This is a genomic window from Treponema sp. UBA785 (assembly GCF_002297065.1).
Lineage (GTDB): Bacteria > Spirochaetota > Spirochaetia > Treponematales > Treponemataceae > Treponema_D.
Window position 1 is genome coordinate 1 of record NZ_DBJD01000097.1, and the last position, 26182, is coordinate 26182.

General features: G+C 39.3%; 19 protein-coding genes and 1 pseudogene. 8 read left to right on the plus strand and 12 right to left on the minus strand.

Annotated features, from left to right (window positions below):
- The coding region (locus tag B2X33_RS09055) for a tagaturonate reductase (protein ID WP_296669136.1) at positions 1-1142 on the minus strand (1142 nt) is incomplete at its 3' end.
- A 261-nt stretch (positions 1143-1403) separates the two neighbouring features.
- Here B2X33_RS09055 and B2X33_RS09060 point away from each other — a divergent pair.
- From B2X33_RS09060 to B2X33_RS09080, 5 genes are all read left to right on the plus strand, one after another.
- On the plus strand, positions 1404-4592 hold the full coding sequence (locus B2X33_RS09060; RefSeq protein ID WP_296669137.1) for a helix-turn-helix domain-containing protein: 3189 nt from the start codon (positions 1404-1406) through the stop codon (positions 4590-4592).
- An 89-nt stretch (positions 4593-4681) separates the two neighbouring features.
- Positions 4682-5623 carry an ABC transporter permease gene (locus B2X33_RS09065; RefSeq protein ID WP_296016241.1) on the plus strand — a complete coding sequence of 314 codons (942 nt, stop codon included), beginning with the start codon at positions 4682-4684 and terminating at the stop codon, positions 5621-5623.
- Between the two features lie 15 nt (positions 5624-5638).
- Complete coding sequence (locus tag B2X33_RS09070) at positions 5639-6529, plus strand: carbohydrate ABC transporter permease (RefSeq protein ID WP_296016250.1); 891 nt, start codon at positions 5639-5641, stop codon at positions 6527-6529.
- Between the two features lie 146 nt (positions 6530-6675).
- Positions 6676-8295, plus strand: a complete 1620-nt coding sequence (locus B2X33_RS09075; RefSeq protein WP_296669139.1) for an extracellular solute-binding protein — start codon at positions 6676-6678, stop codon at positions 8293-8295.
- A gap of 83 nt (positions 8296-8378) precedes the next feature.
- A complete protein-coding gene (locus B2X33_RS09080) occupies positions 8379-9152 on the plus strand; it encodes a TrmH family RNA methyltransferase (RefSeq protein ID WP_296669141.1) in 774 nt (257 codons plus the stop codon).
- A gap of 126 nt (positions 9153-9278) precedes the next feature.
- On the opposite strand, the gene B2X33_RS09085 is transcribed toward B2X33_RS09080, so the two are convergent.
- Positions 9279-10325, minus strand: coding sequence for a sugar kinase (locus B2X33_RS09085; protein ID WP_296016271.1), 1047 nt, complete (start codon positions 10323-10325; stop codon positions 9279-9281).
- 149 nt (positions 10326-10474) lie between these two features.
- On the opposite strand from B2X33_RS09085, the gene B2X33_RS09090 reads away from it, so the two are divergent.
- Positions 10475-11398: a GerMN domain-containing protein gene (locus B2X33_RS09090; protein ID WP_296669143.1), complete on the plus strand. Its 924-nt coding sequence runs from the start codon at positions 10475-10477 to the stop codon at positions 11396-11398.
- A 147-nt stretch (positions 11399-11545) separates the two neighbouring features.
- Here the strand turns inward: B2X33_RS09090 and B2X33_RS09095 are convergent, their stop codons facing one another.
- The 3 genes from B2X33_RS09095 to B2X33_RS09105 all read right to left on the minus strand — a co-directional run bounded on the left by B2X33_RS09095 (position 11546) and on the right by B2X33_RS09105 (position 16011).
- On the minus strand, positions 11546-12643 hold the full coding sequence (locus B2X33_RS09095) for a DUF7954 domain-containing protein (protein ID WP_296669144.1): 1098 nt from the start codon (positions 12641-12643) through the stop codon (positions 11546-11548).
- 145 nt (positions 12644-12788) lie between these two features.
- A complete protein-coding gene (locus B2X33_RS09100) occupies positions 12789-14624 on the minus strand; it encodes a proline--tRNA ligase (RefSeq protein WP_296669146.1) in 1836 nt (611 codons plus the stop codon).
- Between the two features lie 160 nt (positions 14625-14784).
- A complete protein-coding gene (locus tag B2X33_RS09105) occupies positions 14785-16011 on the minus strand; it encodes a 6-phosphofructokinase (RefSeq protein WP_296016297.1) in 1227 nt (408 codons plus the stop codon).
- Between the two features lie 388 nt (positions 16012-16399).
- Between B2X33_RS09105 and B2X33_RS09110 the strand changes: the two genes are divergently transcribed.
- The gene (locus B2X33_RS09110) at positions 16400-17797 is read left to right on the plus strand and encodes a hypothetical protein (RefSeq protein ID WP_296669147.1); all 1398 of its coding nucleotides are present in this window, start codon (positions 16400-16402) and stop codon (positions 17795-17797) included.
- 166 nt (positions 17798-17963) lie between these two features.
- On the opposite strand, the gene B2X33_RS09115 is transcribed toward B2X33_RS09110, so the two are convergent.
- The 4 genes and pseudogenes from B2X33_RS09115 to B2X33_RS09505 form a co-directional block, all read right to left on the minus strand.
- A complete protein-coding gene (locus B2X33_RS09115) occupies positions 17964-18272 on the minus strand; it encodes a hypothetical protein (protein WP_296669149.1) in 309 nt (102 codons plus the stop codon).
- A gap of 105 nt (positions 18273-18377) precedes the next feature.
- The gene (lspA, locus tag B2X33_RS09120) at positions 18378-18947 is read right to left on the minus strand and encodes a signal peptidase II (protein ID WP_296669150.1); all 570 of its coding nucleotides are present in this window, start codon (positions 18945-18947) and stop codon (positions 18378-18380) included.
- A 91-nt stretch (positions 18948-19038) separates the two neighbouring features.
- Positions 19039-19863 (minus strand): hypothetical protein, encoded by an 825-nt coding sequence (locus tag B2X33_RS09125; RefSeq protein ID WP_296669152.1) that lies wholly within the window; start codon positions 19861-19863, stop codon positions 19039-19041.
- A gap of 30 nt (positions 19864-19893) precedes the next feature.
- Positions 19894-20163 (minus strand): annotated as a pseudogene (locus B2X33_RS09505) (hypothetical protein); the annotation flags it as partial.
- A gap of 44 nt (positions 20164-20207) precedes the next feature.
- On the opposite strand from B2X33_RS09505, the gene B2X33_RS09135 reads away from it, so the two are divergent.
- Positions 20208-21704 carry an HDOD domain-containing protein gene (locus B2X33_RS09135; RefSeq protein ID WP_296669154.1) on the plus strand — a complete coding sequence of 499 codons (1497 nt, stop codon included), beginning with the start codon at positions 20208-20210 and terminating at the stop codon, positions 21702-21704.
- Positions 21705-21751: 47 nt separating this feature from the next.
- Here B2X33_RS09135 and trhA read toward each other — a convergent pair whose 3' ends face one another.
- The 3 genes from trhA to carB form a co-directional block, all read right to left on the minus strand.
- A complete protein-coding gene (gene trhA / locus B2X33_RS09140) occupies positions 21752-22432 on the minus strand; it encodes a PAQR family membrane homeostasis protein TrhA (RefSeq protein WP_296669155.1) in 681 nt (226 codons plus the stop codon).
- A 194-nt stretch (positions 22433-22626) separates the two neighbouring features.
- Positions 22627-24030 (minus strand): MATE family efflux transporter, encoded by a 1404-nt coding sequence (locus B2X33_RS09145; protein WP_296018293.1) that lies wholly within the window; start codon positions 24028-24030, stop codon positions 22627-22629.
- Positions 24031-24259: 229 nt separating this feature from the next.
- A partial coding sequence (gene carB / locus B2X33_RS09150; RefSeq protein ID WP_296669157.1) for a carbamoyl-phosphate synthase large subunit occupies positions 24260-26182 on the minus strand: 1923 nt, incomplete at its 5' end.

Sequence of the window (26182 nt, forward strand, 5' to 3'; positions counted from 1 at the left end):
AAGCGGTGCGGGTTGAACGGGTTCTGGAAGCGTGACCATACGTTCTCAGCGTATTCTTTGAGGTCTTCCTGATCTCCGTCGATTGAAGGAATAATCTCGTTGAAGATTACGTTGCGCATAAATTTCTGAGCGTCAGCGTTTGGTGTGTTGAATCCTGTTCCAACTTTTTCAGAGCAAACAATGTCCTGAACGTAGTTTGAGCCCGCAAGGAAAGCTGCCAAAACAGAAGAAGTGTGCGCTCCGTTCAAGATGCGTACTTTTCTTGTGTGGTAGTAGTCCATGTTCTGAACCCATTTAACTGAAAGTCCAGCCTTAACGAGAGGAAGCTCATCCTCGTGTGATTTTTTAGACTCGATAACCCAGAAGTGGAAAAGCTCTGCCGAGTCAAGAAGCTTGTCCTCGTAGCCGAGTTTTTCGCAGATATGCTCTGCCTGTGTTTTTCCGTCTTCTTCTTTTGTGAGGAGCGGGAAATATCCTGGAACAATGCGGTCTACCAAGCAAGAGCAGACATCGCAAGCCTCGTCAAACCAGTTGATGAAGTCTGGGCCGAGCTGCCACATTTCTGCGTAGCGGAGAATGTTGATTCTGAGGTTGAGACCGGCCTGGTCAGAAAGCTCGCAAGGAATAAGGATCATTCCCTTTGAAACGTCTCCCTTGAATGCCTGAAAACGCTTGTAAAGGAATGCTGTAACTTTTGCAGGGAAGTTTTTCTGTGGCTTCTGGTCGAGAGTTACTGGAACGCCGTCGATTTCTGCGTCAAAGCGGATTCCGGCTTCTGTTGTGTTTGAAACGATAAAGCGCAAGTCCGGGCTTGAAGCGAGCGCGATGTAGTCGTCGTAGTCTGTGTAAGGGTTGATTGAGCGGCTGATAGAGTTGATTGTGCGTGTCTCGACAGTCGGCTTTCCGTCCTTCATGCCGCGGAGAACAGTTGTATAAAGGTTGTTCTGTGCGTTCATCGCGTCAACCATGCCTTTTTCAAGCGGCTGAACGATTACAACATTTCCGTTGAAGTCAGTTTTTTCGTTTACAATATCAATCTGCCAGTCCACGAATGCGCGGAGAAATCCGCCTTCGCCAAACTGAAGAATTTTTTCTGGACGTTTTACAGTTTTTACAACGTCTTTTATAGACTTTAATGCCATTTTAGAAGCCTCCAAAAATAATGTCTGATTTTATCATTTATGGATAAGACTTTCAATTAGAGGAAATTTTATAGCCCCGATTGGAACCCCGGAGTTTCCGGAGGAAATGGAGCGAAAGCGGAAGGGTGGAAAGCGGGTTTGTAAAAATAATGCGCTCCAAAAAACTTTAAAATATTTTAAATCCTTTGTACAATAACGGAAGCACTTGTAAAAAAAACGACATAATACTAAAATCCGTATGATTATATTTTGGGGGAAAATTTGAATATCGGCACGTCTGGAAAAAGAATCGGTTTTGCTCTGAGTACAATTCATTTTGGATCGTCATTAAAGTTTTGGTTTAAACTTGCAAATTACGCTTCTCAAGAAAAAGGTTCGTTTTTTATTTTTCCTGGAAGCAATTTAAGCGATTCTGGCGCAAATCATCTCTTTAACGAAATCTATAAACTTGTTAATTCGGAAAATCTTGACGGTTTGATAAGCTGGGCTTCGAGCATAAGCAATGGCGTTTCTTACGAAAAAAGTGTTGAATTTCATAAAAAATTTGGAAATCTTCCATTTGTAACTATCGGTCAAAAAATTGACGGCGCGCCAAGTGTTTCTTTTGACGCCTACGAAGGAATGAAGGAATTAACAAAACACTTGATTGAAGTTCATGGCGCAAAAAAGATTGCATTTATCCGCGGCCCAAAAAATCATACTTCGGCTCAGGATCGTTTTCGCGGTTTTTTTGATGCTGTAAAAGAAGCCGGAATTTTAGACGAAAATCTGATTTCTGATTATATGGATTGGTACGAAAGCGAAAAAGGCGCAGTTCAGCTTTATAATGAAAGAAATTTGGTTCCTGGAAAAGATTTTGATGCGCTTTTGTGCGCCAGCGATATAATTGCCCTTGCTTCAGTTGAATATTTTGAAAAACACGGCTACAAGGTTCCAAAAGATTATATTTGCGGCGGTTTTAATGATTCTGTAGAAAGCCGCGTAAGTTCTGTTTCTTTTTCTACGGTTCATATGCCAATGGAAAAACTCGGAATTGTCGCTTATCAGAAGCTTGTTCGGCTTTTGAATGGTGAAAAAGTTGAAGATACGGTTTTGCCGGCATATCCTGTAATCCGTGAAAGCTGCGGTTGTAATAATTTAAAGCATCTTCAGAATTTTTATGATTCAAAAAAACGTATAAAAAATCGTGATGATTTTGTTGAGGCAATTTCAAAGCTCTTTCATGCGGACGAAAAAGAGCGCGAAGAACTTATTCAGCCTCTTTTTGAAGCGCTGTTTGAAAATAATCAGTCGGATTTCTATCGCCGTCTGAGCGACGTTTTGACGGCGTATTTTAAGAAAGACGGTGAACTTTTTACTTTGTACGAGGCACTGCGCCTTCTTAAAAATTCGACATTTTTGCCGGAAGAATATGTAACAAAGGTTATCAGCACTGTAAATTTGATAATTCCTCAGGTTCAGCGAAAAATTTGCGAGCTTCGGACTTTTAGAGAAAAAAATGCGTCGATTGTAAGCTCGCTAAAAAGCGCCCTGCTCGCTGCCCATGATTTTGACGCTTTGATGAAAATTCTTTCGGATTATTTGCCAAAAATCGGAATTAGAAGCACGGCTCTTGTTCTTTATGAAGAAGACGGAACTTCAAGATATGTCGGTGGATTTAATCCTTCTGGCGAGCTTTGTCTTGAGGAAAAGCTTTTTTCTTCAAAACTTTTGGTTCCGGAAGAATTTAAAAAAGATTTTGAATATGGAGTTTATCTTGTTCAGCCGCTTTTTATGGAAAATAAACCGCTCGGCTATATGATAAATGGCTATTCTGACTGCGATGGAAGCGTTTACGAAGGATTGAGGGTTTCGGTTGGAAATACAATTCAAAACATTCTTCTATTTAAAGAAATTGACAAGGCGCGTCAAAAAGCCGAAAAAGCGGAATTTGCTAAAACTGAGTTTTTTGCAAATGTTGGAAGTGAGCTTTGCGATCCTTTAAAAGATTTGTCTGCAAAAATATTCCAGATGCAGGGAAATATCGAAAAAGGCATTGTTGATCAGGATATTCTTACTGAGCAGCTGATATTCCTTCGCTCTCAAATTCAGTCTCAGCTGCATAAGACCGTTACTCTTGTTGAGCTTACCCGTTCTCAGGTTGACGATTTGCCGATGGATAAAAAGCTTTTTGACATTCGTCAAGTTTTGCCGGGAAGTGTTGTTGCTTCCTTAGACCAGAAATTTCCACTTGTTTACGGAGATCCTGACCGCTTAAAAAAAGCCCTTCTTACTTTTTTTGGCGATGGAAAAGGCTCAATGTCGCTTTCTGCCGGATATGAAGGCTTAAAAATCGACTTAAAGACAAAGCATCTTGATTGGAAAGATCCGGAATTCTTGCTGGCAGAAAAGATTATTCTTTTGCAGTACGGCGAAGTTCAAAAAATTGATGATGAATCGCTTTCAATAATTTTGCCTTGGCCTAATCTTGCAGGACTTCCGCCGGTAAAAATGGAAAAGTCTCCGAAAAATGTCATAAACCTTTCTTCTAAAGAAACAATTTCGGAAATTTTCGATATGCCGGTTGTAAATTTTGACTCTCTGGCTGATGGCAAGCTCGAAAATGCAATTCTCTACTGGCGGTCTGACAATGCTCCGATTGACGAATGGGTAAAGGTTTACAGTTTGCGACATAACGAAAATCTTTTCCGTGCGCCGATTTTGTGTTACAGTCACGAGCTTATAAGCCATAATTTTGTTGAAATGCTTGAATCGAAGGTTCGCGCTCAAAAATCTGCTCCGGTTTTATTCATAAATGCAAAACGTACAAATTATGGAACTTGGGCAACCGACTCTAACAGCGTAAAAATTCAGTCAATGGCGGAATTTGAGCATATTCTTGAAGAAATTACACCTTCGCTGATTGTTTTTGAATCAATTGATGAAGAAAGCATTAAGAAAATCAGAAAAAATCCAAAAACTGTCCTTGTGCCGATTATCGTCTTGCCGGAAACAATTTCTTCCGAAGAAGAAGTTGAGCTTTTGTGCGCTCATCCAAGAATTATTTTGTGCAATAGCGGAGCTGCTGATTCTGAACAGTTTGACAGCAGAATCCGCGAAATTCTCTCAGGTGATGAAATTATGCCGCCTCATACAGGCGCGCTGGTAAAAAAGGCGATACTTTATCTTAACAAAAACGCTTCTCAGCAGATTGTAAGATGGAAACTTGCTGACACCGTTCACGTTAGCGAAGATTATTTAACAAGGATTTTCCATAAAGAAATTGGACTTTCGCTTTGGGAATACTTAAATCGTTATAGAATTTTCCTTGCGACAAAAATGCTTCTTGAAACGAATGATACAATTTACGAAATTGCAGAAAAATCTGGTTTTCAGGATCAGGCATATTTTTGCAGAGTGTTTAAAAAGGTCTACGGTATTCCGCCTGGAAAAATTCGGACAAAACAGTAAGAATTTTTTAAGCATAGTTCGTTTTTGTCCAATAAAACGCTTGTCAATTTTATATAAAAAAAGTTATTATAAAAGAACTGAGGTTAAATATGATCGCACAAGAAACAACAGCTCTTAAAGCTCCAAAGAAAAACCTTTGGAAAGATGTTAAGAGACACTATTCTGTTTATGCACTGCTCGTTATCCCAGCTGTTTACTATGCTATTTTGAAGTATGGTGCAATTGTGAACGGACAGATTGCTTTTAAAAGCTTTTTGCCTTCAGATGGAATTTGGGGAAGTAGCTGGATTGGATTCCGCAATTTTGTAGACTTCTTCCAGTCATTCTATTTTGGTGAATTGCTTCGCAACACAATTTTTTACAGTTTGTTAAAACTTGTAATCAGTGTTCCGCTTTCAATTATTCTTGCTGTAACTCTTTATGAATGTACACATGACATTCTTCGTAGAGTTGTACAGACTCTTGCTTATCTTCCGCACTTCCTTTCGTGGGTTATTATGTACGGTATCTTGCTTGTACTTTTGGCTCCTGGTGATGGTATGGTAAACGACATCGTTAAATTTTTTGGCGGTGATCCAGTAGATTTTCTTACAAACACTCATACATTCCCTGCTATTGTAATTATTTCTGATGCTTGGAAGGAAATGGGATGGGCTGCAATTATCTTTATTGCTGCTTTGATGGGAATTGACCCTTCATTGTTTGAAGCCGCAATGGTTGAAGGTGCATCTGCTGTTCAGCGTGTTTGGTATATTACAATTCCGTCTATTAAGCCAGTAATTGTAACCGTAGTTCTTCTTAAACTCGGTACAGTTCTTGATGCTGGATTTAACCAGATGTTCATGTTGTACTCTGTTCCTGTATATTCTGTAGCCGATATTATCGATACTTGGGTATATCGTCAGGGTCTTCTGCAGTTCAAGTTTGCTCTTGCTACTGCCGTTGGTATTTTCAAGGGTGTAATCGGTATGCTTCTCGTAATGGCATCTAACGCTGTTACTAAAAAACTTGCTGATTCTTCACTTCTGTAATTAAGGGAGACTAAAATGACAAAACCAAGTACAGTAAAACTTACTGCAGGCGATCGCACATTCTATATTTGTATCAATGCATTTCTTATTTTTGTTGGTGTAATTATTGCGATCCCAATGTGGTCTACAATCACACTTTCTTTCCGTCCAAACTCATTCCTTGGAACAAACTTTGAAGGTATGTTCCTTCCTGTATGGAAATGGGATGTTTCTGCTTACAAAGCTTTGCTCGGTAACGCTGGATTTATTACAGCATTTTGGAACTCTTTGAAGATTATGGCATTCGGTGTTGTAACTGCTCTTGCTCTTACAGTTCCTATGGCATATTGTATGTCAGTTTCTGATCTTCCAGGACGCAAAATCCTTAACTACTTTGTGCTTATTCCATATTTGTTTAATATTGGTGTAATCCCAACATACCTTGTTGTAACAAATCTTCATCTTACAAACCATTTGGCTTCAATCTTCTTGCCTGGTGCAATTGGTACATACAACTGTTTGATTATGCGTGGTTTCTTTGAAGGAATTCCTGAATCTTTGAAAGAATCTGCTCGTATTGATGGTGCTGCTGAATGGTATGTTCTTGTGTCTATCATTCTTCCGTTGTCAAAACCAATCATTATGACAATTGGTTTGTACTACGCTGTAAACTTCTGGAATGACTTCATGCACGCTATGCTTTACTTGAACGAAGCTTACTTGCAGCCACTTCCAATCTTGCTCCGCAACATTTTGATGGCTTCTGGTATGAACGAATACGTTGAAGTAAACGCTTTCGGAAATGCTTCTGTACAGGCTATTAAGGCGGCTTCTGTATTTATGTCGGCAATTCCTATGATTATTGCTTATCCATTTATTCAGAAATACTTTACAAAGGGTACAATGCTTGGTTCTGTTAAGGGCTAAGTTTTAATACTGCATTTGCTTGACCAGATGATAAAAAGATATTGTCTGGTCAATTTTTTGTGCTATAATTAAGGTATCGCGATTTTAAAATCGGATATTTTTATTTATAAAATTGTTTTCATTCGATTCAATATAAGGAGGATAAAATGAAAAACTTTTTCAAGAATCTCGCGCTCATCGCTTTGGTTCTTACAGTTGCTTCTCCAGTTTTTGCTGCAAAAAAATGGAAGGCAAACAAAGACGGTACAGTTAACATTGAACTTTGGTACGGTGCTGCTGTAACAGAAGCTGGTCCGCCACCTGCTGACTGGGTTGCTTATAAAATTATTAAGGAAAAGCTCGGAATTAACTTGGTTGTAACAGCTCTTCCTTCAAACGAATCTGACCAGGATACAAAAATCAACGCTGCTGGTGCTGCAAACTCTCTTCCTGACTTGTTCATGGTAAGCGATAACTGTTTCCAGATTTTGACAAAACAGAGACTTCTTGCTCCTGTAGATGATATGTTTGCAATGATGCCTAACCGCACTGCAAAGCTTTATGATAAAGATGCCCGCAAGCACTCTACAGTAAACGGTGTTTGCTATGGTCTTGATCAGCCAGGTACAATCGTTCGTAATGAAGGTATTCTTATCCGCAAAGACTGGCTCGACAAACTCGGACTCAAAGTTCCTAAGACAACAGATGAATTCTTCGAAGTAATGAAAGCATTTACTTTCAAAGATCCAGATGGAAACGGAAAGAACGATACATACGGTCTCGGCGCGTATATCGAACTTAAGCCAATGTGTGAAGGTCTTGGTGCTCGTTTTGACCCATGGTTCGGTGCATTTGGTGTTGCTGGAACTTGGTCTATGTCTAAAGACGGCGCAGGTCTTAACATCAACAAACCAGAATATTACGATGCTCTTGAATTCCTCAAGAAAATCATTGATGCAAAGGTTATAGATCCAAACTGGACAGCTTATAAAAAGGATGACTACCGTGCTTCTTGGAAACAGGGAAAATTCGGTATCTTCCGTGAACAGAACGCTGCTGCATTTGCAGAATCTAACTATGCTCCATTCGATCAGAACTTCCCTAAAGGTGAATTGATTATCGTTGATCCACCTGTTGGACCAAAAGGAAAATCAGCTGCTGGTGTTTATGATCAGGCTTACCGCCGCTACTGTGTAGCAAAAAGAAACGCTGACCAGACAATCAAGAACTGGAAAGATGTTGATGGAACTAAAAAGACTATTACAAAGAAACAGATGATTGCTCGTCTTCTTGAATGGATGTCTTCTGACGAAGGTTACTATCTCCTTGGATACGGTGTTGAAGGTGTAAACTATGTACTTGATCCAAAAACAGGTGCACCAACAAAAGATGGTATTCCAGATAAGAACATGGCTTTCTCTAAGCCAAAGATGCAGCCTTTGACTCAGCTCCGCAACATGGTTTACTACAACTCAGATGCTGAACTTATGTCTCGTTACCCAACTTATACAACAGCAGTTTCAAAGAAACAGCTTTCTTCATTGAAGGCTCTCCGCGAAATGCAGTCTAAACCATGGACACCAGTAATTGGCGCTTCTCTTCTCCCTCTTCCAGATGCTGACCTTCAGCGTTTCTATGAACAGGGTGTAGTTGAATTTATGACAGGCAAACGCCAGCTTACAAAAGCTAACTGGGATGCTTGGTTGGCAGAATTCAACAACATGGGTGGAAAGGCTTGGGAACAGGCTGGTATTGCTAAGATGAAGGAAATGAACCTTCTTTACTAGTTTTAGTAAAATTAGTAAAACCCGAAAAGCGGTGTCGAAAGATACCGCTTTTTTTTTATTTAAATTTGATTTATATTCAATATATGAAAAATACACAAAAGAAAGAACTTGCAGTCTGTGGTTTTGAGGCTGTAAAAGCACTTGCAAAAGAAAATCCCCAGAAAATAAGACGGTTTTATTATACTGAAGAAAGAATGAATTCTTTTGGGGAATTATGTAGATCACTTGCAAAAAGAAAGGCTCCGTACAATAAAGTAAAAGATGAAAATGAATTAGAAAAACTTTGCGGAAGTGTTCACCATCAGGGTGTGGTTGCAATGATTGAGCAGCCGGAAATTAACCCTTTGGACAGCGATGTGACTAACGAATGGCTGCACGAAAAAGAGACTGCTTTGATCCTTGACCGCGTTGGTAATGCAAATAACCTTGGTGCGATTGTAAGAAGCGCAGCTTTTTTTGGTGTTAAAAATGTTATTATTCCTTTGGATGAAGCTCAGTCTTCGATTACAACAAGTTCGTACCGGGTTGCGCAAGGCGGAATGGAATATGTAAATATTTATTCTGTAAAGTCGATAGTCCGTTTGCTGGAAGCAATGAAAGGAAAAATGCTTCGTTTTGGTACAGATGTAAATGCAACTCAGCCAGTAGGAAAGTTAAAAGAATTAAGCGCAAATAAATCGGCTTTAATAGTTCTTGGAAATGAAGAGCACGGAATTTCAAAACAGGTAAAAGAAAATTGTGATGAACTTATTATAATTCCTAATACAAGCACATTTGGAAAAAGCGCTGAGCGTCCCATTGAAAGTTTGAATGTTGCGCAGGCGGCCGCAATTGTCTTGTATGAGATGAGAAAATAAAAAACTTATTTGCAATGTCTGGCACTTTTTTTTAGAAGGAAAATTTATTCAATAAGTATATAAAAAAATCGGTGGTCAAGAGATTTTTTTGCCCTTAAACCACCGATTTTTTTTAAGATATTTTTGTTAACGGTTCATTTCTGACTGTTTGCCTTTTGTCTGATGAGCCTTGATAATCGCTTCGATTTCGCGGAAGTCGGAAACTGGAAGGTCTCCGAAAATTGTATTTTTTGTAGCACAAGTTGCGTTGCCGAATTCAACGGCTTTTTGAGCATCATCGTAATGAAGAAGTCCAAAAAGAACGCCAGCACAATAAGCGTCGCCAGAACCAATGCGGTCAACAACGTCAATGTCTTTGTAAGGTTCTTCACGATAGAATTTGTCCAGACGTTTTAAATACACTGTCGAACCAAATGAATGAACTTTTGGACTGATTACTTCGCGTTGTGAAGTTGCAATCAACTGAATATTTGGATAATCGCGACAGAACTGCCTATGCATGTCTTCGAGAGTTCCTTTCATTTGGAACATACGGTGGCAACTTTCTTCGGAAATAAAAAGAACATCGACATAAGGTAGAACGTGTTTAATTGTTTCGCGGGCTGTTTCTTCGTCCCAAAGTGTTGCACGGTAGTTTACGTCAAACGCAATCTGAGTCCCTTCTGCCTTGAATTTTTTTATCATGTTGATTGCGAGATTACGAGTTGCTTCGCTCAAAGCTAGAGTGATTCCTGACGTGTAAAACATTCTTGCTTTTTTATAAATGTCTTCTGGAATTTCAGATTCCTTGATTTTTGTGATGGAAGAATTTTTTCGGTCGTAAACAACTGTCGGTTTGCGCGGATAAGCTCCGTTTTCGTAAAAATAAATTCCGACACGGGCCTCTGGAGATTCGTCCCAAATGATAAAGTCATCGCTGACAGAAGATGAGCGGATACGGTTTTTGATGAAAGTTCCAAGTTGATTTTTTGGAAGACGGGTGATAATTCCAGAACGGCAGCCTAAAAGAGAAACTCCACAGGCAACATTGAGTTCTGCTCCGCCCGCATGTTTTTTAAAAGAGTCGCTTTTGTAAATAAGTTCATTTACTGGAGGAGAAAGACGAAGCATTGTTTCTCCAAAAGTAATTAAATCAAATTCTTTGTGTTCGTAGAAAGCACCTTTTTTATCCATAAATCGCCTCAATTTAAAATTTCGTACGGATATTAGTTTAATGTTTAAAAGAAAATGGAACAAGTAGAATTATGAAAATTTTTCGCTTCTGTAAAACTTCGGCTGGCTTTGCGTGGACTTTTAATTTGGTGTCAATTATACTAGATGATATGGCAAAAAATGAAAAAAATAGAAAAAACTCGACAGGATTGGCTTTTGCTTGCTGGATTCTTGGATTTTTGATTCTTTTAATTGTATTTTTGGTAAAACAGGACGATATATATTCAAATTTAAAAACGACGCGATTTTTTGAACGCCTTTTTGGAACCACTCCGGAATTTATTCAAAAGCATGAAGTAAAAGAAAAAAAAGTACCGGAAATTGAAACCGTTATTGAATTGAAAACAGAAACAAAGCAAAGTTCTCAAGAAAACTTGGGAACAGAAGTGTTGCCTTCGGTTGAAAAATTTGATGAAAATAAATCGGCAAATGAAGATGTTCCTGACCAGAAAAAACAAAATCAGAGTGAAGGAATAAAAAAGACCGAAAAAACGGAAGAAAAACCGCAAGTTGCAAAAAATGAGGGAAAACAAGAAAAAAGCACGGAAAATTCTCCGGCAAATATAAAAAAAGAAGAAAAAACAAAAGCTCCTGAAAAGAAAACTATTACTGTAACTAACCAAAAAATTTATTTTGTTTATATTGGCGAAGATGGAACTTTGAGCAGAAAAATGATTACGCGGGCTGTTGAAAAAAATGATTCGCCGCTTGTGACTAATATGAATATTTTGCTTGCTGGACCAAATGCGCAGGAAAGTGCTCGCGGTTATAGAAGTTTGATTCCTGAGGGAACAAGGCTTTTGTCGGCTTCTGTGCGTGATGGTATTGCCTATTTGAATTTTAATGAGCAATTTGAGTTTAATACGGTCGGAATGGACGGTTATCAGGCTCAGCTTATGCAGATTGTTTATACTGCGACAGAATTTGGAACGGTAAACAGCGTGCAGTTTTTGATTGAAGGTCAGAAAAAAGAGTATTTGGGAAGTGAAGGAATTTGGATTGGAAGTCCGCTTTCGCGTTCAAGTTTTAATTAAAAAAATGTGGCAGGGATTGTAAGGGCGGCGAAGCCGGACACTGGACTGAACGAGAGCAGCGAGTGAAGGAAGCGGCTGGAGCCGAAAGGCGGAACCCTGAAAAGCCCGATTTTTGCGATGCAAAAAGCCACCCAAAAATTCAAAAAATTATTTTGCCGAATACGATTTTATAATTGAATCGAAATATTTGCTGTTTTTGCTATAGACTCCTTGAAAAACGGTCAAAGACATTATTGCGAGGTGGTTTTCGTCGAGATGTGTCAAAATTTTGAAGTCACGCGTGAAAGATTTTGAAATGTCGTTAAAAAACAAGTTTGACACTTTTGTTCCTGAAGATGCGGTTTCTAATTTTTGCAATTGAGAATAAGGATAAGTTCCGTCTGTGCCGAGTGTGAATTTTTGTAAAAGAGTGTCGGAAACGGTTGCTTTTTGTGCGGAATCGGTTTTTGAAAGGTCGATTATGTCGAAAGCGAGAATTGCGCTGTTTGAAAGTGTGTAAAAATTTTCGGCTTTTGCTGTCCACTGACTGTCGAGAGTGATTTTTTGGGTGAAGCCGGAAGTTTTTTTATAGGTGATTTTTTGTTTTTCGGCTTTTTTGTTGAGTGAAAATGAATGCTGGTCTTCGGTTTTTACAGGAAGTCCTTCAAATGCACTGAAATTTTCGTCGGAAGAAGAAGAAAGTTGACCTGCGGTTACAAGGTTAAAAACGATTTTTCCAGTTGAGTCTTCGATTGATTTTACGTTGAAAATTGGAATGAACGGGTCGAAATTGATTTTTACCTCGCCGCCAAATTGTTCAAATTCCTGTGGAACGGTAATTTTGTCTTCGATAAAACCGTTTGGAGAAGCTTTTTGGAGGCGGGCTGTAAGTTCGTAAAGCATATCGTGAAGGTAATTGATTATGTCTGTGTCTTCTGGAGAAATTGCGGAAATTATGCGTTCGCCGGTGAGCTCAACGTATTTTTTTGTAATGTCGAGCGAAAAAAGAATTTGAATGTCTTTTTTGGGTAAAAGTGACTTGACGTCTGTTTTTGACGGTGCAAAATAGCGCAGACCGTAAGTTCCTTCATCGTAAAAAATGATTCCGAAATATGATTCGCGCTCAAAGCTTTTGTCTTCGTAATAAACGAACTGTCCCGACAAATCCGGAATTTTTTTTGTTACGCCCGGAAGCGCAAAAAGACAAGAAAAAAATGAAAAAAACAAAACTGAAAAAAAGGATTTTTTTGAAGGAACGGATTTCATATTTCCTCGATTGAAAAAAAAGTGAAAAAAGACGGTCATTTTGCTTTTGCCGATTTGGGTTTTAGTTTAATGACCGTTTTTTATTTTGATGACGATTTTTTTAAACTCAAAGTTTGAAAAATTTGCATTTTGAGCTTAAAAAAGTTTATGCTTGAAGTTTTGCGAGTTCGTCTTTTACAAATTGAATTGCTTTTTCTGCTGCGCTTTCTGCTGGAACAAGTTCTGCTTCGGCTGCGCTGCGTGGTTTGAATTCAACATTTGGAAGATTTTTGTCGCCGACTGTAATTCTGAGAGGAATTCCAATCAGTTCCATATCGGCAAATTTAACTCCAGGGCGTTCGTCGCGGTCGTCAAGAAGGACTTCGATTCCTGCTTTTGTGAGTTTCTCGTAAATTGTGTCGGCAACTTCTTTCATTGCTCCGTTGTATTTGATTGGAACGATGCAAACTTGGAACGGTGCAACTGACATTGGCCAGATAATGCCTTTCTCGTCGTTGTTTTTTTCGATGATTGAGGCGAGTGTGCGGTCAACGCCGATTCCGTAGCAGCCCATTGTCGGTTCTGCCGGTTTGCCGTCTTTTGCAAGGAAAGTTACGTGCATTGACTTTGTGTATTTGTGACCGAGCTTGAAGATGTGGCCGAGCTCGTTTCCTTTTCTTGTATAGAAAGTTTCGCCACAGAGAGGGCATTTGTCGCCTTCTTTTACTGTGCGGACGTCTGCATTGATGTATGGGACGAAGTCGCGTAGCGGTTCAACGTGAATAATGTGATAGCCGTCTTTTCCAGAGCCTGCGATTGCATCGTGCATTTTTGCCTCGCCGTCTTTTACGACAGAATAATCAACTACGAGCGGACATTTTGCTGTAACCGGGCCGACAAAACCGTGTGGAGCGCCTGCGTATTCAAGAACTTCTTCTGCCTCTGCAAGGACAACTTCTGATGCTTTGAGGGTTGCTGCAAGTTTTGCTTCGTTTACGTCTAAATCTGCGCGGATAAGGACACAAACATAAGAAAGTGGATAGTAATCGCCGGCAGGGTCTTTTACCCTCTTCCATTTGTCTGCGCCGTTTGCGCCTGTCATGTCGAGTGATGAGTTGATTACGCGGTAAATGAGAGCCTTGATGAACATTTTTGGTGATTCGTCAAAGAATTTTTCCATATCTTCGATTGAGAAAACGTTTGGAGTTGCTACTATTTCGACAGGGAGCTCTGTTTTTGACGGTTTTTCGCCTTTTTTGTTTACAGAATCGTCCGAAGCGCACCATGCTTTTTCAACGTTAGCCGCAAAACCGCATTTTTCGTTCGGGCAGATAATCAAAGTGTCATCGCCGATTGGGGATTCAACCATGAATTCTTCTGAACCGCTTCCTCCCATTGCGCCTGAGTCCGCGCGCACTGGAATGATTTTGAGTCCAAGACGTTTGAATATGCGGAAATATGCTTTCTCGTAGAGTTTGTATGATTCATCAAGAGACTCGTCGTCAGCGTTCATTGTGTAGCCGTCCGCCATTATGAACTCGCGGCCGCGCATTACGCCGTATCTTGGGCGGATTTCATCTCTGTATTTTGTGTTGATCTGGTAAAGATTTACAGGGAGCTGCTTGTAAGAACTGAGTCCGTCGCGGACAATCGCAGTAAATGCTTCTTCTGCAGTTGGAGAAACAACCATGTCCTGTTCACCGCGGTTTTTTGCTTTGAGCATTTGTGAGCCCATAGTTTCCCAACGGCCAGATTCTTTCCAGATGTCGCCTGGGAGAATTACTGTTGGCTTAAATTCAAGGGCTTCAGCTGTATTGTTCCATTCCTCGCGGATTATTTGTTCGAGTTTATAAAGTGAGCGCAGTCCAAGCGGAAGATAAGTGTAAAGTCCGTTTCCGAGTTTGCGGGTGATTCCTGCTCTGAGCATAAGTTTGTGGCTTGCGATTACGGCTTCTGCCGGAGCTTCGCGGAGCGTTGAAATATAAAATTTTGAAGTTTTCATGATTTATATATTTTATTGAAATAAAACTTTAGTGGCAACTAACCGAAAAAATGTGTGATAAGGAATAAAAATAATTGAAAATGTTATGGAAAAAAAATGGGCTGAATAAGCGAATTTCGGTGAACCTGTCAATTCGGCTTATTCAACCCAAAAAAGTGAATTAGTTGCAGTTTAACGTCAAGTGGCGTGGAAGACCGTCAACCATAATCGGACTAAGTTCTGCCTGAATTAAAGGGTGAATGTAGTGAATCAAGTCTTTTGTAACATGGTCGTCACCAGAAATCCATTCAAGAGGAACTTTCTTTTCAACATTTGCAATGTCGCGAACGTCGGCAGTTTCTGTAATGCACATATATGGATCGTCAGAAACGCGCTTAAGAACAACAACTTTGCCTGTTTCACCCTCAAATGCTGCTTTTACGGCAGCTCCGCCAACATTGAAAGCTTCTGTAATGTCAGTGCGGCTTGAAATATGGGCGGCACAACGCTGGAGAGTTGAAAGCTCGATTGCACGAGCCTTTACTCCAAGTTCAAGCTGAAGTTTTGTTGCGAGAAAACTTGCGGTTCCAGACATTTGCTTGTGACCAAAAGCATCGACTGAATCAGCATGCTGGCCGAGTTCAAAAACATAACGTCCGTCAGGAAGTTTAATTCCTTCAGAAACAGCGATAACAACGGATTTTCCAGAAGAGGAAAGTTCTTTTACGCGGGTAATGAACATATCGATATTGAAAGGTTTTTCTGGAAGATAGATTAAATCAACTCCTTCGCAATCTTCTGATTTAGAAAGAGCAGAAGCTGCGGTAAGCCAGCCTGCATTGCGGCCCATAACTTCAACAACAGTTACAGTTGGATAATCGTAAACAAGACCATCGCGAATAATTTCTTTCATTGTAGAAGCGATGAATTTTGCCGCTGAACCAAAACCTGGTGTGTGGTCTGTAATTGCCAAATCGTTGTCGATTGTTTTTGGCACGCCAATAAAGCGGATTGGGCTTTTGATTTCTTCAGCATACTGCGAAAGCTTTGCAATTGTGTCCATTGAGTCATTTCCGCCGATGTAGAAGAAATACTCAATTTCGAGTTCTTTTAAAATTGCAAAGATTTTTTCAAAAGTTGCTTTGTCGCTGGCAACATCAGGAAGCTTATAGCGGCAAGAACCGAGATAAGAAGACGGAGTTCTTTTTAAAAGATCTATTTCCATTGTTGAACGGATTTTCTGGGACAAATCAACATACTGACGGTCGAGAAGTCCTTTGATACCGTGAAGCATACCATAAACTTTTTTTGCACCACGATCTCTAGCGGTTTGATAAACGCCGGCGAGTGATGAATTGATTACTGCTGTAGGTCCGCCAGACTGTCCAACAATTACATTTCCAATCATAAATTTCTCCATTAATTTTTAAAGTTAAAACTTTTTGTTAAAAAACCTTTTTATATAATATCACTAAAACACGGGAATAGAAACAAGAAATTTTATTTTAAAGTTTTAATTGTGTTAAAAATAAAAAATAAGCTTTTTTAGAACGAATACAAAGAATTTTTTGTCATTTTTAGACATTCAGCGCAACTAAATATATAGAAAGATGAAAAGTTTTTATGAGTGGACTTTTTTGTTTGTGGCAGGGATTGTAGGGGCGGCAAAGCCGTTGGCGAATAGCCAATGAAGCGTTAGCGGAACCCCGAAAAGCCCGGTTTTTGTGCAGCTTAGCGGAACAAAAAGCCACCCATAAACTTGAAATCGAATTTTGTATTTTTTTATTGGAGGAAAAATGAAAAGAAAAAATTTTAGGAAAATGGCGGAAATTTTAGTTTTGGCGGTTTGTGTTTGGCTTTTGTTCGGCTGTTCACATGGGTCTTCTAGCGGAGAGATGGCGGAAAATGAAAATTTTGAATACGGGAGCACAAAAGTTACGGTTTTTGTTCCGGATTATGCAAAAAGTATAAAAGAAAATACTCGTGTTGTTGCGACGCAGACAAATGCTGTAAAACTGGCATATAAAAGTGGCGATGAATTTGTCTGGCTGGAAGAGTTGGATTTTTCTTGCGCGGAGAAGATTGAAACTGAGGAAAATTCTCAAGAAAGTTATGTTCCCGGAAGTAATTATGTGTTTACGTTTGAAGGAATTCCGTGCGGAATTTATGCTGAAGGCGAAATTGAAATACATCTTTTGGATCAAAATGGAAAAACAGTTTCTAAAGGAAAAAATTCTAAGGAAATTGAAATTTTGACGGAAGAAACGGCGGTTGCAAGTTTTTATGCAGTTCCGGTTGAAGTTGAAGCAGGGGATTTTTCTCTTTCTGAAAACGAAATGAAATTTGTAAAAATAAAGACTGAAGCTGGATATGATTACGAAATTTCTGTTATTCTTGGAGAAAATGACTCTTTGTATCCGAATTTGGCAGTTTTTTATGCTGACGGTTCCTTAAAAGATTTAGTTTGCCTGGAAAACGGAACTTTAAAGCTTGACAGTGCCGAAACAAATGCAACGTATTTTGTTGGAATCTGGACGGTGGATTTTGAAATTTCTTCGTGTTCGGTTGTTTGTAAAAAGCTTGAAAATGAAGTTGATGAAGATGAAAATAAAAACTGCGGAAATTTAATTGCAAAAATTGATTTTGCCGAAAGCGATTTTTTTTGTTTGAACTGCGGAATTCACTACGAAAGCCAGGAGGAAGCGGAAAAATGCTGCTTTGAAGAAGGTTGTCCAAATTTTGGACAACCTGAATTTGTAGTTGCCGGAGAATATAAAATGGGTGTAAACGGCGGATTCCAAAAACAGGCGGCAAATGAAGGATTTCAAACTGTAAATAATATTAGGGTAAGTACAAAAATTGATGAAAATTTTGCGGTGCTTGAATTAAAGAGTAAAGAACAGCAGGGATTTGTGGAATTTTCGGTTGAAAAAAAGATGTATTTGACGGTTACAGAAATATTGGGAAGTTCACAAAAAGAACAATATGGAATTTCAATTGCTTCAAAAGACGGAGAAGCGAGTTTTGAGGGTGAAATTGTTTCTACAGAAGAGTTGCCGAAGACCAAAACAGGAAGTACAGACATTGCCGGGAAAAAAATTACGTTGACGGCAGGGACTTACAGGCTTGGTGCGCATCAGGCAGGAGTAAAAGCAAAACTGTCGGAACTGCTGTTTGAGGAATTTGAAGAATAAGTTTTTTTGTTAAATTTTTTAAGGAAGATTTACAGAAAGTTTGGTTGAAATAAAAAAAACAGCCTTTGATTATTATTTTGAAATAATTGAAGGCTGTTTTTTGCAAATCGATTTTTGAAAATGTCTGCGTCTTTTTTTTGCTGAGGCTAAAAGGCACAGAAGAATTTTATAATTCTTCGTGGATATAGCGTTTTATGGCTTTTTGCTCCAGTTTGTCTTGCAATTCGAATTTTTTAATTGCCCAGCTTATTGTCTTTACGCTAATCATCATTGCGAGGATGATTCCTGCAAAAAGTATAAAAGGAAGCAAAACATTTACTGAAATTCCGTTTGCAATAACTGGAAATTTTGAGAGGAAAATAAAACTTCCTCCAACCAATACGAGTTCTATTGCAAGTCCGAGTATTATATTAAAAAGTGCGACGCAAAGATTGAAAACTAAAGTTCTATCGTGAGTTGTCATTTTTTCTCCCATAAAAACACCACGTTAGCGGCGAGCCACGGATGGCGAGAATCATAGTTTGTGAAAGCAACGCTTGAACAAACTGCAATGATAAAAAATACAGGGATGTAATTTTTATCATGTCTCCTTATTTGAATTTGATTTTTTTACTGTAAATGCGAATGAGATTAAAAGAAGAATTCCGCAGACTACAACCGCCGCGTCTGCAACATTAAATGTTGGCCAGCGGTCCATTCCAAAAATTCCGTAGAATTTTACATCAATAAAATCAATTACGCCTTCTTTGCGGAAAAAACGGTCGATTAAATTTCCAAGTCCGCCGCCGGCAATTCCTGCAATTGCCCATCTTTGAAGTGAGCTGAATTCGTCGTTTCTAAAATAGACAATAAGCACTAAGATAATTACAAACAACGGAACTATGCGGAATAAAAAGGCTCTTGCAGTTAAAGACCAGCCCTGCCCTATGCTGAATGCAATTCCTGGATTGCAAACGTGTATAATTCTTAAAAAATCACCAAAAAAAGAAGAGCCCATGCTTGGTGGAAAAGTAAGCGGAATAATTTTTACAATTAACTGCTTTGTAATCTGATCTGCAGCGATTACAAGAAGCATTAAAATAAGTGGAATCAATTTTTTTGAAAGAGACGTTTTTGTTTTAAATTCCACAACGATATTTTCTGTGTCCATAAATTGAAAGTATAAAAGAATAAAAGTTTATAGTCTATAGTTTTTAATTAGCTGTAGACATTCAAAAAAAGAGCGGTTTGTTTTTTATGTTTCATTCAGATTCTATCTGTTCTGCGGTTTTATTTGCCAGATAGCGCGGAATAAAGAACGACGAATCTCTCGAAAATCCATATTTTTTTGCAAGAGGAATATTTGTCTGTTCGATAAATCCAAATTTTGAAGTTTTGTATTCTTGAATTGTGTTTAAACTGAAAAATCCTGCGGTTTGAACTCCTGCATTTTCTGTAATCTGGCAGATTGACTTAAAATCGAGGCTGTCAAACACAAAAAAGAGCGGAAAATCTTTTCCATAAAGTTTTTGCGCAAGTTTCGCGAGCGCTTTGTATGAATTTGTGTGATTTAATTTTGCCGCTATGGTTTCGGTTTTTTGAAAATTATTTTTGTCGTTTAAAAACATAAATTTTCTGAAAATACGCGAATTGAGAATTCCAGGAAGATAAAGGCAGTCATGCGAATAAAAATCTGCCGCTAAAACCGTAAAGCCTTTTTTTGACAAAAAAAGCAGATAAGGTTCATAATCTTGAGTTTCGGCAGTTTCGCTTCCGCAAAAAACAATTATTGGTTTTTGCTTTTTTTGCGTCAATTCTTGTGTTGGAGCAGGGAGTTCAAGCGTTGTAGTTTCTGTATTTTCTGAAAAAATTTTCTTTAATTCAGTTTTTTCTGAAGAAATTGTCAACGGTTCGTAGATTTTTAAGGTTCCTGTTGAGCTGTAGAAAAAATCGCCTGGCAAAAGTTGTTCAAATCCGTGAGAAATGCTTCCGCTCAGACGGTAAACTGTTTTTTTTGAATTGAAATTTTTTGGTTCAATTTTTACAGGACGGTTTAAAATCAAAAATACTGCCGAAAAAACAATCAAAATCAATTCCAAAATGCTAAAAACTGAAAATAAAGCCGAATATCTGTCGACAAAAACTCTTGAAAAAAGTCTTAAAATTGCACGGAAATTTGTTGCGAAAACGATAAATGAAAGAGCTGCAAGAAAGATGTTTGGTACGGTTAAATTCCACAAAAAAATATTTGCGAGAGAAAGAAAAAATGCAATTGGAGCAAGAACAGAGCAAGAGTCAATTGTTAAATTTCGTGCAAAAAAGAATCTTACACAGACTATAAATAACAAAAAAACAATTAGCATTTGTGAAAGAAAAGCGTCAAACATATGTTTATAATAGTGAAAAGTTGAGTTATAATCTATAAATAGCTATGCCACCTGTTAAAAAAGTAAAACTCGATTTGTCAAAAATCAAAATGGCCATAAGGGCTGGAATTCCTCTTTCGATAACGACTTATACTCTTCCGCGAGAAATGGAAGCTTATATCGATTCGGTGTTGAAGGCGTTCTTAAACGAATTGAATCAAAATCAAATGTCAGAATATTTGACGTATTGTTTGAACGAGCTTTTGACAAACGGTAAAAAAGCAAATACAAAGAGAATCTTTTTTAAGCAGAAAAATCTCGATATTTTTAACGCAGAGCAATATTCTGAAGGTATAAAGAATTTTAAGAGGGAAACACTCTCTAATATTCGTTATTACCTTGATTTGCAGAAAAAAGCCGGACTTTACGTAAAACTTATTCTTCAGGCGCGCAACAATAAAATCAAAATTGAAGTTCGTAATAATTCCGAATTGACAGTTGAAGAATACAAACGAATGCATGACAAACTCAGCCGGGCTCAGCAGTATACTTCGGTTGATCAGGCAACGAATCAGGTTCTTGATGAAACAGAAGGTGCTGGACTTGGGCTTATAATTATGATTTTGATACTGGAAAAAATTGGACTTACAGAAGAAAATTTCCAGATTTTGTGCGAAAATGGCGAAACAATTACAAGAATAATTCTTCCGCTGGACGAAAAAACTCAAAATAATTTAAGTGTTGTAAGCCGGGAATTTGTCAATTTGATTGATGAGTTGCCGCAATTTCCAGATTCCGTCATGCGGATAAACCGTCTTTTAAACAACCCGGATTCGAAAATGAGCGAAATTGCTACGCTTATTTCCAGCGACATTTCCCTTACTTCCGATTTGTTAAGACTTGTAAATTCTGCAACTTTTGCCCTGGCTTCTCCTTGCCGAAGTATTTCTGACGCTGTTAAACTTGTAGGAATTCGCGGAATAAAAAATATGATTCTTTCTGTAAGTTCAATGAATGTTTTGAATACACTTGGAGAAGAAACAAAAGCCTTGTGGACACACGCTTATCGTGTAGCTTTTTATACTTACAATCTGGCAAGAAATTTTTATTCATCGGATAGAACTATAGTCGAAGATTCTTATATCTGCGGTCTTTTGCATGATATGGGAAAATTGATTTTTGAAACAACTCATCCTGCGTACATAAACCGGATAAAAGACATTTGCGCTCAAAAAGGAATTCAGCCGGATATTTTTGAAAAACTTGTCGCTGGTGTAAACCATGGAGAAATTGGTGCCTTAATTGCAGAAAAGTGGAACTTTCCGGAAGTCATTGTTTCTGTAATTCGGCATCATCACGAACCTGACCTTGCTCCGGAAAATGTTAAAAAGCTGACCGAAATTGTTTATCTTTCGGATATGATTGCGCATTATCAGATAAAAGATATTGATTTTTATCAGTTTGATCAGGAAGTTTTGGCAAAATTTCATATTACAAACGAAATTCAGATGCAAAAAATTAGCGACAGTTTGGAAAAGGCTTTTGACAAAGAGTCGCAGTAAATTCGATTTTTTTTCAAACAGAATTTATGCGGCTCTTCTGTAAAATTTTACGCGGATTTCATTGCAAAAAAGACAGAGAAAAAGTGCAGGACGCTTCCTGCGATTACAAAAAGATGGAAGATTGAATGTGCCCATTTTACGCTTTTTGCGCTGTAAAATGCAAATCCGACTGTATAAATAAGTCCGCCCCAAATAAGCATTGAAAAACTTAATTTTGGCAATGCGTTTTTTAATGGAATAAAAGCGGCTAAAACAAGCCAGCCCATTAAAATATAAGTGATTGAACTAATTTTTCGCATTTTATTGCCAAAAACTGAGTAGATTGTAATTCCTAAAGCGGCAAGTCCCCAGATTATTCCAAACATTGTCCAGCCGAACGCTCCGCCGAGATTTACAAGGCAATATGGCGTGTATGTTCCTGCAATTAAAAGATAAATAGAAACATGGTCAAAAATTTGGAATACTTTTTTTACGCGCATATTTGTAAAAGCATGGTAAAGACAAGACATTGTGTAAAGAAGAATCATTGATGCGCCGTAAATGGAAACGCTCGTAATTACCATTGGTCTTTTTGGCGAAAAAACAATTAAAAGTACGATTGCTGCAATTGCCAGAAGCGAACCCGCTCCATGGCTTACGGAATTGAAAATTTCTTCGCCCAAAGTGTAAGGTTTGACAGGTAACTTTTTGTTTTGTTCAAAAGCTTTGTTTTCTGTTTTGAGAGTCATAATTTTCCTCGCATTTTTGTGAATTTGTTTTCTGAAAAATTAGACACTCTTTTTGTAAAAAGGTTGCATTTTTTTTGCATGCGTTAGGGATTGCTGGCCGCGTAAGCGGTTCGGACGCGCCTGCGCGGCTGAACGGAAAAATTGCGCAGCAATTTTATAACGCAAAAGCCCGGCTCAATAAAAACAGTTAGTTTTTATTGAGAAACGCCCTGACTTTCTTTTTTTAGATTTTTCCAGGCAAAAAAGAAAATTGGAAGTTCAACTGCGAGCATTGCAATCCAGCCGGCGAGACAAGCATAGGCTGTTCCGATAATTCCAAACATTTTGCAGAAAATAAAACTGAAAATTACGCGGAAAATTATCTGGGATGTTGTCGAGATTACGGTTATTTTTATGTCGCCTGTTCCGCGGAAAAATGCCTGAATTCCGTTGGTTGTTGCCGGCAAAAAGTAAAGGCAGGCCATGACAAAAAGATATTTTTCGCCAAGACGCAAAACTTCGCTTTCGTTTTGTCCTGCAAAAAGCAAAACCAGCTGTTTTCTAAAAAGAATAACCAAAATTGACGTAACAATAATATAAATCCATTCGAGCGAAAAGCCTTTTAAAAAACCTTCACGCTGGCGGGCCGGCTTTTTTGCTCCGCGGTTTTGAGCCATAAAGGTTGTGATTGTGTGTCCAATGCTCTGGGTCGGTTGGTAGCAAAAATCGTCAATTTTTGTTCCGGCGTTGAAAGTTGCGATTGCATCAACTCCAAGAGGATTGACCGCGCACTGAACCAAAAGTTTTCCGACATACAAAACGCATTGCTGCAAGGCCGTTGCCCAGGAATAATTGACTGTCCGCAATATAAGCGAGCGTTCAACTTTGAATTCCCGCGGTTTTAGTGCGAGAAGCGGAACTTTTTTGTAAACATAGATGATTATTAAAATACAGCTGATTAACTGAGAGGCAACTGTTGCATAGGCCGCTCCGTGCATTTCAAAACCGCAGACAGCAACTAAAAAGTAGTCGAGAATTCCATTTAAAACCGCGCTTATTGCAACACAGATGATTGGAGAAGTTGAATCTCCGGCAGCGCGCAAGGCGGAAGCGTAAACATTGTAAAAAAAAGTAAAAATCAGTCCGGCGAATACGACGCGGAGATAATTTGCTGTGTGTTCGATTAAATCTTCGGGACAGCGGATTGCACGCAAAAGTTGTTTTACAAAAATAAAGCACACGACGCTTACGGCAAGAGTAAAGCAAAAACCAATTGCTATTGTAGTGCTGATTTCGTTTTTAAGTTTTTTTTCGTCTTTTGCGCCGTAAAACTCCGACATGATTATGCTGGCGCCAAGACAGATTCCAACGATAAGAAAAATCATGATATTCATTACGGGATTTGCAATTCCGACAGCGGCAAGACATTCTTTTCCTGCAAAACGGCCGAGAATTATCGAATCGACTGCATTATAAGTCAATTGAAAAAAATTTCCCAAAATCAAGGGAATTGCGTAGTTTATAAGCTGCGGATATGTTTTTCCGACTGTAAAATCTTTCATTTTGAATGCCTCGTAATTTTTACGGCAATTTTGAAGATTTTTTAGAAATTGCTGTATTTTTTTGGGGGAAAATTGTGAACTTTTTTATTTGGGGCCATTTTGGACTGTCCATTTTTTTATGCAGCTGTTGCGTTTTTCAAAAATTTTCATTTGACGACGCAACTTTTGCATATTTTGTTTTTGGACAGTCCAAAACCGAGTCTTTCAGAGTTCCGGCTTTCGCCTGCATTGCTTCACTTTGTTCCGCAACGCGCTTTGCGCGCTCTTACAGCCTCTTGTCCGAAATTTACTGTTTTATCATCGCGTGATATTCCTGCAAAGACTTTACTCCGCCCTCGCCGCCTTTTCCGTTCTTTACAGCCTCGATTCCCTGAACTGCGGCATAAGCGCCTGCCAAGGTCGTAATGTAAGGAACTTTGTATTTAAGGCACGCCTTGCGGATTGTCTTTCTGTCCTCGGCATAATTGCGTTTTGCCTTTGGTGTGTTGATTACAAGGCAGACTTCCTTGTTCATAATTATGTCTACAACGTCCGGGCGGCCGGCGCCAATCTTGTTCACTTCCTCGCATTTGATTCCGTTTTCGCGGTAGAATTCAGCAGTTCCCTGCGTGCATACAAGAGTGAATCCTAGCTTAGAAAGAGTTTTTCCGATGTAAAGAACCTGTCCTTTTAAGCCTTCTTTGTCGCTAAGAGAAATCAGGACTTTCTTGTTTTCCCACGGAGCTGGAGCGTGCGGCAGTTCTGCGCCTGCGGCTTCCTGAGCCTTGTAGAAAGCGAGCGGGAAGTTGTCTGAAAGCCCGAGAACCTCGCCAGTCGAGCGCATTTCAGGTCCGAGAATCGGGTCAACGCCCGGAAATCTCGCCCACGGAAGAACTGCCTCCTTCGCTCCAAAATACGGAATAACCTTGTCTTTAAGCCCGAGAGATTTTAATGATTCTCCAAGCATCATTCTTGTGGCAAGGCGCGCCATCTGAGTGTCGCAGACTTTGGAAACGAGCGGAACGGTGCGGCTTGCGCGCGGATTCGCCTCGATTACGTAAACTTTTCCGTCCTCAATAGCGTACTGCATATTCATAAGACCGCAGACATGGAGAGCCTCAGCAATTTTCTTTGTGTATTCCTTGATTGTCTCAAGATTTGCAAGAGGAATTGAAACCGGAGGAATAACGCAGGCAGAATCTCCAGAATGGATTCCTGCAAGCTCGATATGCTCCATAACTGCCGGAATGTAAACATGCTCAGAATCTGCAAGCGCGTCTGCCTCGCATTCAAGAGCATTCTTAAGGAAGCGGTCGATAAGAAGCGGGCGGTCTGGGGTTACGCCGACAGCCTTTTCAACATACTCGCGCAAAGTCTTTTCGTCGTAGATAACTTCCATTCCCCGTCCGCCAAGAACAAACGACGGGCGAATCATAATCGGATAGCCGATTTTGTCTGCAATTGCCTTTGCCTCGTCAAAATTAACAGCCATTCCGCTTTCCGGCATCGGGATTTCGAGTTTTTCCATCATGTGGCGGAACAAGTCGCGGTCTTCGGCAATATCGATAGAGTCGATTGAAGTTCCGAGAATATTCACGCCGTTTTCCTGAAGCTCGCGCGCAATATTGAGAGGAGTCTGTCCTCCAAACTGAACGATAACGCCAAAAGGCTTTTCCTTCTCGTAAATCTGAAGAACATCCTCAGTTGTTACAGGCTCAAAATAGAGTTTGTCAGAAGTGTCATAGTCTGTGGAAACTGTCTCAGGGTTGCAGTTCACGATTATTGTCTCGTAGCCAAGCTCTTTGAGCTGCATTGCGGCGTGGCAGCAGCAGTAGTCGAACTCGATTCCCTGTCCGATTCTGTTAGGTCCGCCGCCAAGAATCATTACTTTTTTCTTGTTGTCTGTGGCAGTCGATTTGTCAACCGCGTTGTAAGTCGAGTAATAATAGCAGGCGTTTTCTACTCCGCTTACAGGAACTCTAAGCCATGCTTCCTTAATTCCAAGCTCGTTGCGGCGTTTGCGGATGTCTTTTTCTGCAACCTTGAGAATTTTTGAAAGATATTTGTCGCTGAATCCGTCTTTTTTCGCCTTAATCAAAAGCTTGTCTTCCGGAACGCGTCCTGGATTTTTGAGCATTTCTTCCTCAAGGTCAACCATTTCCTTCATTTCTTTGAGGAAATATTCTTTTACGTAAGTGATTTTTGAAAGAGTCTCAAGCGGAACGCCTTT

What these genes read in the sequence shown, in the direction of transcription:
- B2X33_RS09090 (WP_296669143.1), top strand. Translation starts at nt 10,475, where the DNA reads ATGGCAAAAAATGAAAAAAATAGAAAAAACTCGACAGGATTGGCTTTT.
- B2X33_RS09070 (WP_296016250.1), top strand. Translation starts at nt 5,639, where the DNA reads ATGACAAAACCAAGTACAGTAAAACTTACTGCAGGCGATCGCACATTC.
- B2X33_RS09105 (WP_296016297.1), bottom strand. Translation starts at nt 16,011, where the DNA reads ATGATTGGAAATGTAATTGTTGGACAGTCTGGCGGACCTACAGCAGTA.
- B2X33_RS09100 (WP_296669146.1), bottom strand. Translation starts at nt 14,624, where the DNA reads ATGAAAACTTCAAAATTTTATATTTCAACGCTCCGCGAAGCTCCGGCA.
- B2X33_RS09065 (WP_296016241.1), top strand. Translation starts at nt 4,682, where the DNA reads ATGATCGCACAAGAAACAACAGCTCTTAAAGCTCCAAAGAAAAACCTT.
- B2X33_RS09085 (WP_296016271.1), bottom strand. Translation starts at nt 10,325, where the DNA reads ATGGATAAAAAAGGTGCTTTCTACGAACACAAAGAATTTGATTTAATT.
- B2X33_RS09075 (WP_296669139.1), top strand. Translation starts at nt 6,676, where the DNA reads ATGAAAAACTTTTTCAAGAATCTCGCGCTCATCGCTTTGGTTCTTACA.
- B2X33_RS09135 (WP_296669154.1), top strand. Translation starts at nt 20,208, where the DNA reads ATGCCACCTGTTAAAAAAGTAAAACTCGATTTGTCAAAAATCAAAATG.
- B2X33_RS09115 (WP_296669149.1), bottom strand. Translation starts at nt 18,272, where the DNA reads ATGGGAGAAAAAATGACAACTCACGATAGAACTTTAGTTTTCAATCTT.
- B2X33_RS09095 (WP_296669144.1), bottom strand. Translation starts at nt 12,643, where the DNA reads ATGAAATCCGTTCCTTCAAAAAAATCCTTTTTTTCAGTTTTGTTTTTT.
- lspA (WP_296669150.1), bottom strand. Translation starts at nt 18,947, where the DNA reads ATGGACACAGAAAATATCGTTGTGGAATTTAAAACAAAAACGTCTCTT.
- B2X33_RS09110 (WP_296669147.1), top strand. Translation starts at nt 16,400, where the DNA reads ATGAAAAGAAAAAATTTTAGGAAAATGGCGGAAATTTTAGTTTTGGCG.
- trhA (WP_296669155.1), bottom strand. Translation starts at nt 22,432, where the DNA reads ATGACTCTCAAAACAGAAAACAAAGCTTTTGAACAAAACAAAAAGTTA.
- B2X33_RS09080 (WP_296669141.1), top strand. Translation starts at nt 8,379, where the DNA reads ATGAAAAATACACAAAAGAAAGAACTTGCAGTCTGTGGTTTTGAGGCT.